This window comes from Streptomyces sirii (genome assembly GCF_045690365.1).
Lineage (GTDB): Bacteria > Actinomycetota > Actinomycetes > Streptomycetales > Streptomycetaceae > Streptomyces > Streptomyces sirii.
The window spans coordinates 8,235,353-8,248,803 of sequence record NZ_CP147982.1 but is presented as its reverse complement, the minus strand read 5'-3'; the positions used below and the strand labels follow the sequence as shown (position 1 = coordinate 8,248,803).

At 71.3% G+C, this 13,451-nt stretch carries 9 protein-coding genes and 1 pseudogene; 4 read left to right on the top strand and 6 right to left on the bottom strand.

Annotation, left to right across the window (positions count from 1 at the left end; all coding sequences use genetic code 11):
- The first annotated feature begins 99 nt into the window (after positions 1–99).
- The gene (locus WAB15_RS36595) at positions 100–888 is read left to right on the top strand and encodes an ABC transporter ATP-binding protein (protein ID WP_407288932.1); all 789 of its coding nucleotides are present in this window, start codon (positions 100–102) and stop codon (positions 886–888) included.
- A 99-nt stretch (positions 889–987) separates the two neighbouring features.
- Entirely contained in the window at positions 988–3,579 is a 2,592-nt protein-coding gene (locus WAB15_RS36590) for an ABC transporter permease (protein ID WP_407288931.1), read from the top strand.
- 28 nt (positions 3,580–3,607) lie between these two features.
- Here the strand turns inward: WAB15_RS36590 and WAB15_RS36585 are convergent, their stop codons facing one another.
- Genes WAB15_RS36585 through WAB15_RS36575 form a run of 3 tightly spaced genes read right to left on the bottom strand, consistent with a single transcriptional unit; the run spans position 3,608 to position 6,276 of the window.
- A complete protein-coding gene (locus tag WAB15_RS36585) occupies positions 3,608–4,096 on the bottom strand; it encodes a hypothetical protein (protein ID WP_407288930.1) in 489 nt (162 codons plus the stop codon).
- Between the two features lie 18 nt (positions 4,097–4,114).
- On the bottom strand, positions 4,115–4,321 hold the full coding sequence (locus tag WAB15_RS36580; RefSeq protein WP_407288929.1) for a hypothetical protein: 207 nt from the start codon (positions 4,319–4,321) through the stop codon (positions 4,115–4,117).
- Positions 4,318–6,276: a terpene synthase family protein gene (locus WAB15_RS36575; protein WP_407288928.1), complete on the bottom strand. Its 1,959-nt coding sequence runs from the start codon at positions 6,274–6,276 to the stop codon at positions 4,318–4,320. Before WAB15_RS36575 ends, WAB15_RS36580 begins: the two co-directional genes overlap by 4 nt.
- A gap of 488 nt (positions 6,277–6,764) precedes the next feature.
- Here WAB15_RS36575 and WAB15_RS36570 point away from each other — a divergent pair.
- Positions 6,765–6,977 (top strand): annotated as a pseudogene (locus tag WAB15_RS36570) (GNAT family N-acetyltransferase); the annotation flags it as partial.
- Between the two features lie 139 nt (positions 6,978–7,116).
- On the opposite strand, the gene WAB15_RS36565 reads toward WAB15_RS36570, so the two are convergent.
- From WAB15_RS36565 to WAB15_RS36555, 3 genes are all read right to left on the bottom strand, one after another.
- A complete protein-coding gene (locus tag WAB15_RS36565) occupies positions 7,117–9,585 on the bottom strand; it encodes a SpoIIE family protein phosphatase (RefSeq protein ID WP_407288927.1) in 2,469 nt (822 codons plus the stop codon).
- 336 nt (positions 9,586–9,921) lie between these two features.
- Positions 9,922–11,430, bottom strand: a complete 1,509-nt coding sequence (locus WAB15_RS36560; protein WP_399147309.1) for an APC family permease — start codon at positions 11,428–11,430, stop codon at positions 9,922–9,924.
- A gap of 220 nt (positions 11,431–11,650) precedes the next feature.
- A complete protein-coding gene (locus tag WAB15_RS36555; protein ID WP_407288926.1) occupies positions 11,651–12,277 on the bottom strand; it encodes a YigZ family protein in 627 nt (208 codons plus the stop codon).
- A gap of 261 nt (positions 12,278–12,538) precedes the next feature.
- Here WAB15_RS36555 and WAB15_RS36550 point away from each other — a divergent pair, with 261 nt between their 5' ends.
- Positions 12,539–13,327 carry a type VII secretion system-associated protein gene (locus WAB15_RS36550; RefSeq protein WP_407288925.1) on the top strand — a complete coding sequence of 263 codons (789 nt, stop codon included), beginning with the start codon at positions 12,539–12,541 and terminating at the stop codon, positions 13,325–13,327.
- Positions 13,328–13,451: the final 124 nt, after the last annotated feature.

The window sequence follows — 13,451 nt, the reverse complement described above, 5'->3', positions numbered from 1 at the left end:
AGGCCGCCGATCCACGACCTGAGGGCGACGGATCGGACCACCTGCGCGACCACGATGGAAGCGAGTCGAGAACCCCTTCCATCAGTCCCCGGAGTCCCCATGTCGCAGGCAGCAATCCACCCCACGACCCCCCAGGCCCCGGCCCCCGCCGAGGCCGCCGCGCGCGCCACCGGACTGAGCAGGGTCTACGGCGAGGGCGAGACCCGCGTCGTGGCCCTGGACTCGGTCTGCGTGGACTTCGGGCGCGGCCGGTTCACCGCCATCATGGGTCCGTCCGGCTCCGGCAAGTCGACCCTGATGCACTGCATGGCGGGGCTCGACACCATCTCCGGTGGCTCCGCCCGGATCGGTGACACCGAGCTCTCCCGTCTGAACGACCGACAGCTCACCAGGCTCCGCCGGGACAAGATCGGCTTCATCTTCCAGGCGTTCAACCTGCTGCCCACGCTGACCGCCCTCGAGAACATCACGCTGCCGATGGACATCGCCGGCCGCAAACCCGACCAGCAGTGGCTGGACCTGGTCGTACAGACCGTCGGCCTGGCCGGTCGGCTCCGGCACCGTCCCTCGCAGCTGTCCGGAGGCCAGCAGCAGCGGGTCGCCGTGGCCCGCGCACTGGCGAGCCGACCGGAGATCATCTTCGCGGACGAGCCGACCGGCAACCTCGACTCCCGCTCCGGCTCGGAAGTCCTGGGCTTTCTCCGGGACTCCGTAAGGGAGTTGGGGCAGACGGTGGTGATGGTCACCCACGACCCGATGGCCGCCTCCTACGCCGACCGCGTCATCTTCCTCGCCGACGGACGCATCACCGACGAACTGCCCACCCCCACCGCCGAAGACGTCCTCGACCGGATGCGGCACTTCGATGCCAAGGGCCGTACGAGCTGACACCCGCGCCCGCGCAACCACTCTCACGCATCCGCTCTCACGCAACCCACCACCGCGTACCCCGGTCTCCCGCCGCGTACCTTCAGGACTGACACCACCATGCTGCGTACCGCCCTGCGCAACGTCCTTGCGCACAAAGCCCGATTGATCATGACCGCGCTCGCGATCCTGCTCGGCGTCGCCTTCGTCTCCGGCACCCTCGTCTTCGGCGACACCACCGCGAGCGCCTTCCGCAACGCGTCCGCCCAGAGCCTCAAGGACGTCGCCGTCTCCGTCCGGGACGAGCAGGCGTCCGAGGCCGACCCCGCCGCCGTCGGCCCGACGAACCCCAGCGGCGACCGGCCGACCATGCTGGACACCAGGCTCGCGAACAAGATCCGCGCGCTGCCCGGCGCCGCCTCGATACGCGCCACAGTCAACGGCCAGGCCACCCTGGCCGGCAAAGACGGCCGCCCCGTCAACGCCGACAGCAGCTGGCAGAACCTGGCCACCAACTACCTGCCGGGCAAGGACGGCAAGGACAGTCACTTCCCGCTGAAGGAAGGCCGTGCCCCGGCCGCCGGCGGCGAGCTGGCCCTGGACGCGAAGACCGCGCGGACGGCCGGCTACCGGATCGGCGACACCGTCCGCTTCGCCACCGACGGACCCGCGCTGACCAAGAAGCTGGTCGGCATCGTCACCACCGACGACCCGCGCATCACCGCCGGCGGCACCCTCACGCTCTTCGACACCACCACCGCGCAGAAGCTGTTCCACACCCCCGGCCACTTCCACGAGATCGCCGTCGCCGCACGGCCCGGCACCGACGAGCGCGCACTGACCGCCCAGGTGCAGACCCTGCTCCCCGAGAAAGGCGCCATGGCCACCAGCGGCGCCGACCTGGCCGCCCAGCAGTCGAAGCGGATCGCCGAGAACACCACCCGGCTGACCAAGACGCTGCTGGCCTTCGCGGGCATCGCCCTGTTCGTCGGCGTGTTCCTCATCGCCAACACCTTCACCATGCTCATCGCCCAGCGCAGCCGCGAGATCGCACTGCTGCGCGCGGTGGGCGCCTCCCGCCGCCAGGTCGTCCGCTCCGTCCTCATCGAGGCCGCCCTCGTCGGACTCGCCGCCTCCGCCGCCGGCTTCGCCCTCGGCCTGGGCATCGCCACCGCCCTGCGCCCCCTGCTCAACACCACGGGATCCGAACTGCCCGACGGCCCCCTGGTCATCTCGCCCACGGCCCCGCTGGCATCGCTGGCGGTCGGCGTCGTGGTCACCGTCCTGGCCGCCTGGCTACCGTCCCGCAAGGCCGCCAAGATCGCGCCGGTCGCGGTGCTCAGCAGCGCCGGCCTGGCACCGCCCGCCCGCTCCCTGAAGGTCCGCACCGTCCTCGGCACCCTCCTGACCGGACTCGGTGTGGCGGTCATGCTGTACGTCTCCACGCTGAAGGCCAGCAAGGAGTCGAACCTGATGATCGCCATGCTCGGCTCCGCCCTCACCCTCCTCGGCATGATCGTCCTGGCCCCGCTGCTCTCCCGGCCACTGATCACCCTGGCCGGGAAGCTCACCACCCGACTCTTCGGCGTCAGCGGCAAGCTCGCCAAGGAGAACGCCCTGCGCAATCCGCGGCGCACCGCCGCCACCGCCTCGGCCCTGATGATCGGCCTCACCCTGATCACCGGCCTCACCGTCGGCGGGTACTCCACCCAGCGGGCCATGGACCAAGAGGCGACCCAGGGCCTGGCCGCCGACTACAAGGTCTCCAACAGCTCCCTCCACGGCCTCGACACGGCCGCGTCCGACAAGATCGCCAAGCTCCCCGGGGTCGCCGCGGCCGCCCCCGTCGCCTCGTCGAGCCTCGAATCCCGGGGCGCCTTCGCCACGATCACGGGCACCGACCCGAAGGCGTTCGGCAAGACGGCGGAGCTGACATTCCAGGCCGGGTCACTACACGCCGTCGGCCCCGGCAAGGTCGCCGTCTCCGACACGTTCGCGCAGCAGGCCGGGCTGCAGGTCGGCGACATGATCGACGCCGACATGAGCACCGGCCAGGGCGACAGGACCAGGAAGAAGCTGGCGGTGGTCGGCATCTACGCCAAGACCCGCGCCGTATACGACGTGTTGGGCACCGTGGCCGACGTCCTCCCCTCCACCGACACCCACACGCTCGACGACGTCCTGGTCAAGGCCGAACCCGGCAAGGCCGCGGGACTGGAGCCGCAGATCCGCAAGGCCCTCGGCAACAGCCCCCTGCTGAAGGTCCAGAACCAGGAACAGCTCATCACAGCGGACAGCGGATCCCTCACCACCGTCCTCAACATGATGTACGGACTGCTCGCCATGGCCGTCGTCATCGCCGCCCTCGGCGTCGTCAACACCCTCGCCATGTCCGTCTTCGAACGCACCCGGGAGATCGGGATGCTGCGGGCCGTCGGCCTCGACCGCGTCGGCATCAAGCAGATGGTCCGGCTCGAATCAGTCGTCATCTCCCTCTTCGGCGCGCTGCTCGGCATCGGCACGGGCATCTTCCTCGCCTGGGCGGCAGGCGGCATGACGACGTCCGCGATGCCGCTGTACCAAACGGCCCTGCCCTGGCCCAAGCTCGGGCTCTTCCTCGCACTGGCGCTGCTGATCGGCATCCTGGCAGCCATCTGGCCGGCCCACAGGGCCGCACGCCTGAACATGCTCCGGGCGATCCAGGCCCACTGAGAACCACACAGGCCGCAATCGGGAAGGCCTATCCACGCGTTCTGACGGTGCGGAGGCGGAACAACAGCAGTCGGGTCTCCACCGCGTGGGCTCGCCATGCGCGGAAGAACTTGCCGTGGGCGAGGGCCGAGCTGGTGAGGCGTTCGCGTGGTGTGTGCGGTCCGGGGTCGTCGAGTTCCATCGTCGACCAGGCCATGCTCTGTACCCAGAACTCCGCCACACGGTCGGTGAGGTCCTCGTCGTGTTCCAGGACGAAGCCGGCGGCCTCCGCGGCGCGGGTGTATTCGGAGACCGTGCCCAGGTGCGTCTTGTAGTAGTCGTCGATGAAGGGACCCCACGAGGCGTCGACCAGGAAGTGTTCCTCGATCCCGAACCAGCCTTCGGGGCGCAGGGAGGCCGCGACGGCCCGGAAGAGTCGGTCGCGGTCCATGTAGCCGCTGCTCTCCAGGGCCACTGCCGCATCGTGGAGCGGTGGGGTGTCGAGGACGTGGATGTCGGTGTGGAGCGTGGTGACCATGTCCGATACGCCGACATGTCAGGCGAGGTTACGGATGACGGGAACGTGCGGTTGCTGGTGCAGGTCGAAGAGTCCCAGATGGAAGTGGATCCGGGGCCCGGGGCCGTACTTGCGCACGATGTCGGCCGTCTTCCCGGTGTAGTAGGCGTGCACGTCGCCGTCGTCGAACGCGTCGCCCGCACCCATGTGGGCGCGTTCCCGGTCGGGAGCGTGGGCCTTGGTCATGACGCTCCTACCAGTCGAGGGTGGTTGTGCCCGCGTTGTGCCACCGGCGTTCCGGCGTCGGCGTGGCGGGCGGTGCGCAGCGACCACCCCAGGTCGCCCGCCATGAATGCCTTGAGGGCGTCGACGTAGGCGCTGACGCCCTCGCGGGTGGCCTCGGTGGCGTCGAGGGCGTCGAGGGTGACGGGAAGTCGCTCGGCGAGGGAAGCGAAGGTGCGCAGTCGTTGCGAGACGAGTTCGTTGATGTGCTCCACGGCGGTCTGGAGGTCGTATCCGAAGGTGTGTTGGGCGATGACCAGGCTGTTGGTGAGTTCGCCTTCGTAGGCGATCTCCTGGTGGTAGGAGAAGATGTCGTTGCGCAGCAACGCGCTGTCGATGACCGCGTCGGCGATGCCTCGCAGGTGCTCCGTGTCCAGGAGCGAGGCGGGCACGGCGTCGCCTCCGGCGTAGCGGGCCAGGGTGACGAAGAATGCCCCGCCTCCCGTCCTACGACGTGTGTCGATGTACTCGATCGGGTCGGGGATCCGTTGGTGTTCGGCGTTCGCCAGTTCCCACGTCCAGCTGTTCACCATGTCGAGCGTGGCTTGGTAGAACCGGTCGCGTAGGGGCTGGGCAAGGGCTCGGGCACTGCGGGGGAAGAGGTCCGCCAGTCCTCGTTCCACGCAGTTATAGGGGTGGAAGTCCCTGGTCGGGGAGGCGAACAGGGAGGTGACGCGGTCGATCAGGCGGTACGCGCCGTCGAGGTCGTGGCCGTGCTTGAAGGTCTTGGCTATGAGGTCGTCGAAGTGGAAACCCCACACGTACCAGTCCGTGATGAGGTCGAGTTCGTCCCTCGATGCCTGGGGATGGGTCATGGCAGTGAACAGAGGGAAGTTGATCGCGTCATATCGGGACTCGCTCCAGGCCGGCGGTGCCCCCGGGGCGAGCCCATCGGTGAACAGGCCCATCCGTCGCGCCCATGCCCTGGTGTGCTCGGCCGTCGCATCCAGGTGGGGGTTTTCCCGCTCGGGGTACGGCATGAGGAACTCGGGCACGGTGAACGTGCCGAAGGCCGTGGGCCCCAGGGGACGGACGGACAGGCCCTGGGCGCGCGGGGCGGGTGCGGGCGGTTCGTGCCGGCCACGCCATCGGGTGTCGGCGTCCAGAAACACCCGCAAGCCCTCGGCGTAGCGGTGGAAGCCTTCACAGCCTCGCCGTGGTCCCTCGGTGCCGTGTGGGGCGCGCGGTGGCGTCTCGGCGATGTGGGCGAAGTACTGAAGGCGGGAGTCGAGTACGCGAGTGAGGAGCTCGGCGTGGCGGGGGGAGGGACGGAGTGGGAGCGGGGCGCCGCGGCTCAATGCCTGGCGCAGTCCCAGCACGTCGGCGAACGCCTCGGTCAGCGATTCGACCGGCTCGTCGAAGGCCGGGTCCGCCGAAACGTCGATCCCCAGGGCGTGCTCGACCAGGCGGGCGGCTACTTCGCCGCCGCCGGCCGCTCGCTGTCGCCGCAGGTACTCGATCGGGTCGGGGAACTCCCCCGCCGCGGCATCGCGGCATTGCAGGACCAGGGCCCGGTACTGGTTCGCCAGGGCCTCGGCGAACTGATCCGCCCAGGCGGTCGATCGGAACGCGACGGTGCGTGGCCACAGCTCGGCGATGCCACGACGCAGTGGATCGCTCGTGTCCACCGAGCCGCAGGAGGCCCGCGCCGAGGTGGCTGTGAACGCGCTGAGCCAGGGTATGGGCTCTCGCGCCTCCGCGGAATCGATGCCGGACGCGATCCGTCGGCGGATCTCTCGGTCCAGGTGCCATGACCACCTGTACCAGCCCACCTGCAGGTCGAGTTCGTGAGCGGAAACGGCGGGGTGGACGGTCCGCGCTGCTGGGATGAGGTCCGCCGACGGCGCGACAGGACCGATCCCGGCGCGCTGGTGAGCGTCAACATCCTGGAGCCGGTGGTGCGGGAAGTGAGATGCCACGGTTGTCTCCTCCGAGCGGGACGACACCGCGTACGCGGTATCGGAACAGCGGGACGGTGGGGCGCTCGTGCATCGATGCGAGGTAATGCCGGATGTCAGTGGCGCAAGTTCTTCCGGGCCGCGCTGATCGGTCGCCTCGAAGTTCCCTGGTCGCTGCCTCCACACCGAAGGATCCTCGAACAACGAGAGCAACCGCGAACAACCACCCACGTCACCAGAGTCACCCGTTCGTGCGCAACGGCGCGCGGTGGCGACGACGATACTTCCACCAGACCACGTGCCCTCCAAGTGCCGCACACGCGTCATCTCGCGCTCTACCCATGCGGCGACACACTGTCCCCGAGTGCCGGCGATCCGGATCGGCCTCGTCCGGGCTCGCGGCGGACCACCCACATTCATGCCGCGCGCCCGGCAGAGCCCGTATCGAGGCCTCGCCGCAGCCGCCGACGCACCGGACTTGAGGTCAAGACGATCCGGTCCCAGTACTGGGCCACGTGGTCCTCAAGATCGATGCCCCTGACACCTCGTCCGCCGAGGTCGGCTACTGGACCGCGGCGCATGCGCGCGGCCGAGGAGTGGCTCCCCGCGCGCTACAGAAATTGACCGACTGGGCCTTCACTACCTTCGCTGGTGATGGATTGACGCGCCGGGAACTCCTGCACCAGGTGGACAACGCGGCCTCGTGCCGTGTCGCCCAGAAGGCACCAACCCAGCACGGGACCGGTGATCACGGGTACTGAGGGGCAGATCCAGGTCGGCACCGAGTCCGCGTGTCGGCGCGGCCCGCCGTGGGTAGCCGCCGGCCCTCCGCCCGGCACCGGCCTCGTGCGCGCCCGCGGCTCAGGACGCGGCCGCGGTGAGGGCCTGCTCCGTCCAAAGGACCTTGCCCCCGGTGGTGTAGCGGGTGCCCCAGCGCTCGGTGAACTGGGAGATCAGGAAGAGTCCGCGGCCGCCCTCGTCGGTCGTACGGGGGTGGCGCAGGTACGGCGAGGTGCTGCTGCCGTCGGACACCTCGCAGATCAGCGACTGGCCCAGGATCAGCCGCAGCTGGATCGGGCCGGTCGCGTAGCGGATCGCGTTGGTGACCAGCTCGCTGACCACCAGTTCCGTGGTGAAGGCCAGCTCCTCAAGGCCCCACAGCTCCAGCTGCCCGGCGGCGTCGGCGCGGGCCTCGGCGACGATCGCGGGGTCGGCGGGCAGGTCCCAGAAGGCGCAGCGGTCCGCGTCCAGTGCACGGGTCTCGGCCAGCAGCAGCGCCACGTCGTCCTGGGGCTGTGTGGAGACCAGCCCGTCGATGACATGGGCGCAGAGCCCGTCGAGCGTCAGGCCCGGTGCGGCGAGAGCGCTTTGCAGGCGCTCCTTGCCGCTGTGCCCGCCGAGGCCGGAAGCGGAACCGGACAGCAGGCCGTCGGTGTACAGCGCGAGCACGCTGCCCTCGGGCACCGCCAGTTCGAACGATTCGAAGGGCAGACCGCCGACGCCCAGCCGCGGGCCCACGGGCAGTTCGACGAAGCCGACGGTGCGGTCGGGGGCGACCACGGCGGGTGCGGGGTGCCCTGCGCTGGCCATGGTGCAGGTGCGGCGGACCGGGTCGTAGACGGCGTACAGGCAACTGCTGCCGCGGGTCCCGGGCCCCGGCCGGCTGTCGTCCCTCTCCTCCCGCACGACCCGGCCGACGACGTCGTCGAGGTGGGCCAGCAGCTCCTCGGGGCGAAGGTCGAGGGCGGCGAGGGTCTGTACGGCGGTGCGCAGCCGGCCCATGGTCGCGACGGCGTCGATGCCATGGCCCGTCACATCGCCGACCACCAGTGCCACCCGGGCCCCGGAGAGCGCGATGACGTCGAACCAGTCGCCGCCCACGTCGCCCAGCTCGTTCGCCGGGCGGTAGGCGGAGGCCACGCGTACCGCGTCCTGCTCGGGGGAGCTCTGCGGCAGCAGGCTGCGCTGGAGGGCGAGCGCCGCCTCGCGCTCCCGGGTGTAGCGGCGGGCGTTGTCCATGCACACCGCGGCCCGCGCGACGAACTCCTCGGCCAGCCGCAGATCGTCCTCGGTGAAGGACTCGTCGCCCTGGCTGCGGAAGAAGGTGGCGACGCCCATGGTGATGCCGCGGGCGCGGATCGGGATCACCATCGAGGTGTGCAGCCCCAGTTCCATGCGGTGCGGGTGGCGTCCGCCCGGGGGGTCGGCCGCCCACTGCGGAGCCAGCGGGTCCAGCCGCTCCGACCGCCACGATCCGCCGCCGGCCAGACAGCGGACGGGCGGCGACCAGGCGTGGTAGCTGACCAGGCCGCCGGTCTCGGGGGCGGCGCCGGGTGCACCGTCGCGCAGCGACCGCAGCCCGCCCCGGCGCAGCGGCACCATGTCCGCGTCGCTGAGCGGTCCGGGCAGCGGTTCCTCCCCTCTGACCACGGAGTCCAGCAGATCCACGGCGACGAGGTCGGCCAGCTCCGGCACCGCCACGTCCGCCAGGTCCTGCGCGGTCTGCAGGACGTCCAGCGTGCGCCCGATGTACTCGCCGGCCCGGTCCAGCAGGGCCATCTGCCGCCGTGAGCGGTAGCGCTCGGTGACGTCGATGACCGTGTAGCACACGCCCAGCGGCCGGCCTTCCGGGTCGTCCAGGCGGACGAAGGACATGGCCTGGGCGCGCTCGTGGTAGGGGTCGGACACCACGCGGCCGCTGTGCTCATAGCCGGTCACGGGGATGCCGCTGCGCAGTACGCGCCGCATCTGCGCCTCCAGCGCCTCCGCGTCCAGGCCGGGCTGGATCTCGCCCAGCCGCCGCCCGATGCGCTTGAGCGCGGGCGCGCCGCCGAACTGCTCCAGCGCCGTATTGGACCAGACGTAGCGCAGATCGGTGTCCACGATGGCCATGCCCACCGGCGACTCCGCCACGATCCGCTCCAGCACCGGCCGGCTCATCTCCCAGCCCGGCACCGGTGGCACGTCGGCCGCCAGGACCAGCCAGTGCCCGCGCCCGGAGCCGTCGGTCACCGGCGCCACCTGCACCTGGACGGCGATGCGGTGGCCGCCGGTGCGCCGCGCCGACACCAGCCCGGACCAGCCGCCCCGTGCCTGGCACTCCGCGGCGAGGCCGGGTAGCCGCGCCGCGTCGTCGGGGGCGAGCAGCTCGCCGACGGGGTGGCCGACGGCGTCGACGGCGAAGTGTCCGAGCAGTCGTTCGGCCGCCACGGGCCAGCTCTCGATCCTGCCGTGAGCGTCGAGCAGCAGCACGACGGCGTCCGCAACGTCGAACGCCGCCTGCCGTCCGGTAAGGCCGTCCGTCGGGCCGCCGGCCCTGTCCGCTGCCATGTCCGCTTCCGTCCCTGTCAGCCGTCTCACATACCGTATCGCTCAGATTCACTCGCTTCTGCCATTATTTGACCAATCAAGCGCAGTATGTGCCTGTTAGCGCGCAGTCGGTCGCACCTGGCCGTCCACCAGGTCGTCGACGGCGGCGCACGGAAGTCCGCACGGGCCGAGGGCGCTCTTCATGGGCGAGGGAGTTTCCCGCCGTTCGGACCCGGGAGCCGACGGCCGAACGGCTCGGCCACGATGTGCCGTTGTCCGCTGTTGTCTGCCGAAGTCCGCGGACGCATCCGGCCGGGCGCTCGGCCGGGGCCGGGGCCGGGCCGGTGCCGCGGCCGTTCAGCCGGGCGACCCGACCGTGCCCTCGGTGCCCTCGGCGGCTCCCCTGGCCGCCTCCCCGTGCGCCCGCTCGGTCCCCGGATGCGCGCCGTGCAGGTACTCCTCGCTGATCCGCTTCGGCCCGAACGGCCACTCCTTCTCGTGGCGGGCCCACAGCAGAAAGGCGACGACGCCCACCGCGACCCAGGCCAGGGACCATTCGATGGGGTGCCTGCCGGGCGAGTTCTCGTCCGCGTAGCCGTAGATCACCAGCCAGCCGACCAGCGCCACGATGCTCGGCAGCGGGTAGAGCCACATCCGGTAGGGGCGGCGCAGCCCCGGCTGGCGGCGGCGCAGCACCGTGACCGCGGCGACCTGGGCCAGCGCCTGCACGATCACCATGACGGTCGTCAGCAGCTGGATGACGGTGGCCAGGTCGGTGTGCCGCCCGATGAGGAACCCCGCCGCCATCAGGGCTCCCATGGTGAGCAGCCCCAGTACGGGGAAGCGGTGGCGCGGGTGGAGTCTGCCGTACGGACGGAAGAAGACCCGGTCGCGGGCGGCGTCGCAGGGCACCCGGGAGCCGCCGAGGAGTCCGGTGACGACGGAGGCGACGGCGGTGATCAGGATGAGCACGGTGACCGTGTCGGCCGCTCCCCTGCCCCACGCCTTCTCCAGCACCGCCGAGGCGACGGACGACGACGCCGTGGAGTGCGGATCGAGCATGTCCCGCCAGTCGACGACGCCCAGGGTGCCGATCTGCAGCAGCAGGTAGATCGTCATGATGCCGAGGATCGAGGTGATGACGGCGCGCGGGATGGTGCGGCCGGGCTGTCTGATCTCGGCGCCCATGTACGCGATGGTGTTGTAGCCGAGGTAGTCGTAGATGCCGATGGTCAGGCCGGCCGCGAAGCCGACCCAGAAGTGACCTGACGTCAGCTCGAAGGCGCGCGCGGGATAGCTGAAGGCGCGCTCGGCGCTGAAGTGGGTGAAGGCCGCGACGACGACCAGGGTCACGGAGGCGATCATCACCGTCCACAGCACGACGGTGAGCCGGGCGACGTTCTCCACCCGCCGCCACAGCAGCGTGATGACGCCCGCCGTGACGACGAGTCCGACCAGGTCGCCCTGCCCCTGACTCATCCCCGGCCACAGATAGCCCAGGTACTGCACGAATCCGATCACGCCCGTGGACATCCCGAGCGGGATGAACAGCATGGCCGTCCAGACGAACAGAAACGGCATCAGCTTGCCGGTGCGGTACTGGAAGGCCTGCCGCAGGTAGACATAGCTGCCGCCCGCGCCGGGCAGCGAGGCGCCCAGCTCGGCCCAGATCAGCCCGTCCGCGAGCGCCAGGACCGCGCCCGCGAGGAATCCGATGACGGCCTGCGGCCCCCCGAAGGCGGCGACCATCAGCGGGATGGTCACGAAGGGGCCGATCCCGCACATCTGGCTCATGTTGATGGCGGTGGCCTGGAACAGGCCGATCCGACGGACGAATCCCACCCGCTCGTCGAGGAGTTCAGGCACGGCCCGCCCCTTCTCGTGCCGGCCCGCGCACCGGGCCGGCGGCCCTTTGCCGCCGCGCCTCAGGCTGGCACGATCGCCGCGCCGGCGCACCGGTCCGGGCGGTACTTTCCGGGGGGGGGCGGCCGACGCGCCTGCCTGGAGTGCGGCCGGCAGACGGGCGGACCGTCCCACGGCGATCCGGCTCGGGCGATCCGGCTCGGGCGGGCCGGGCCCCCGCCGGTCACAGCTCCCCGTACGCCTCCCCGCCGAGCTCCAGCCGCGCCGTACCGGCCGTCGTGTCCGCGAGCCAGGCGCGGAAGGCGTCCAGATCGGCCTCCGGAAGCCCGACCTCGATGCGCACCTCCGCTCCGTACGTCACCTCGCGCACCGCCCGTCCCGTCGTCCGCAGGTCGTTCTCGACCCGGCCCGCCCGTTGGTGGTCGACGGTGACGGTCACCAACCGGAAGCGCTGCCGGGTGACCGTGCCCAGCACATCCAGCGCCTCGCCGACGACGCCGCCGTAGGCACGGATCAGGCCGCCGGCACCGAGCTTGACTCCACCGAAGTAGCGGGTGACGACGGCGACGACGTAGCGCATCTCGCGGCGCACCAGCATCTGCAGCATCGGCACGCCCGCGGTGCCGCCCGGCTCGCCGTCGTCGCTGGCCTTCTGGACGCCGCCGTCGGCGCCGAGGACGTAGGCGAAGCAGTGGTGGCGGGCGGTCGGATGCTCCTTGCGGACGCGGGCGACGAAGTCCTGCGCCTCGGCCTCGGTCGCGACGGGCGCGAGCGCGCAGAGGAAGCGGGACTTGTTGATCTCGATCTCGTGGACGCCCTCGCGCGCGAGCGTGCGGTACTGCTCCTGCATCCGACCAGCCTATGCGGCCGCACCGACAGGCCGACCGCCGGCCGTCGGCGGCCCGCGCCGCGCTGGGCTGTCCGCCGAACGGGCGCGGGTGCCCGCCGTACGGGCGCGGTCCGCACGGCCAGGCGGCGTACCCGCACCGTCCGCACGGTGCGTCGGGGCGACGTCGGCGCCGCCCGTGGGCACTGTGAGGCCAGTGCGAGAGCCTCGTGTTTCCGGGGCCCCGCTCGTAGATCAGGTACCGGCGGGTTGGCGGAGGGCTGCATGGAAGAGAGCACACAGTCGGAGACGACGGCGGGCGTTCCCGTGACGGGCGAGGAGATGCCCGAGCCCCCGCCCGAGGTCGTCGAGGCGGCACGCAACGCGCCCGACCACTGGCTGGCCATGGTGGATCTGACCTGGCAGGGCGAGGGGCAGCCGCCCCTGTGGGCGCTGATCGGGCAGTGGCGGTCGGGCCCGACGGGCGAGATCGAGGAGTGGCGCGACAATCCGGAATACCGTCCGTCACCGCAGATGCTGGACTGGCCCGAGCCGACCGACCCGGTCGACCACGCGCTGCAGCTGGCCGCGACCGGCTACGGTCCGGGCCACGAGGTCTCCGAGGCGCTGGCGCACGCGGAGGTCGCGGTCCTGGTCACCGCGACCGGCACCCCGCTGGCCGCCGCCTCACCCGAGGGAACCCCGGTCATCCCCGTCTACACCTCGGAGAACTACCTCGAGTCCGTGGGCCGGCTGCTGTACGACCGGCGCCCGGTGAGCGAGCTGGTCGAGCAGCTGCCGCCGGGACATGCGCTGTACCTCAACCCCACCGGGCCGGTGAGCATGCTGGTGGACACCGAGGAGCTGCGCGCGACGCTGGCCGGAGTGGAGGAGACGCCGGACGAGGCCCAGGACGCGGCCGGAGCCGGGGCGCTGCGCCCGGGTACCGGGGCCGGCGGAGCCGAGCCGGTGGGCGGCGGCCGCGCGATCGGCAAGCCGGCCCGCGCCGCCAACGGCAGCACCGTCGTCGGGGCCGGTCTGGCCGGCAGCGGAGTGGCCCACGGGGCGAACTGACCCGCCGGCCCATCGAGCCCGCCCCGCCCGCCTTCCCCTTCGGGCGGGGCGTCTGCCGTACGGGAATCTTCCGGCGACACCGGCCGTTGATGCGCACAGGACCCTTCCCTTCGCAGGAGGCAGC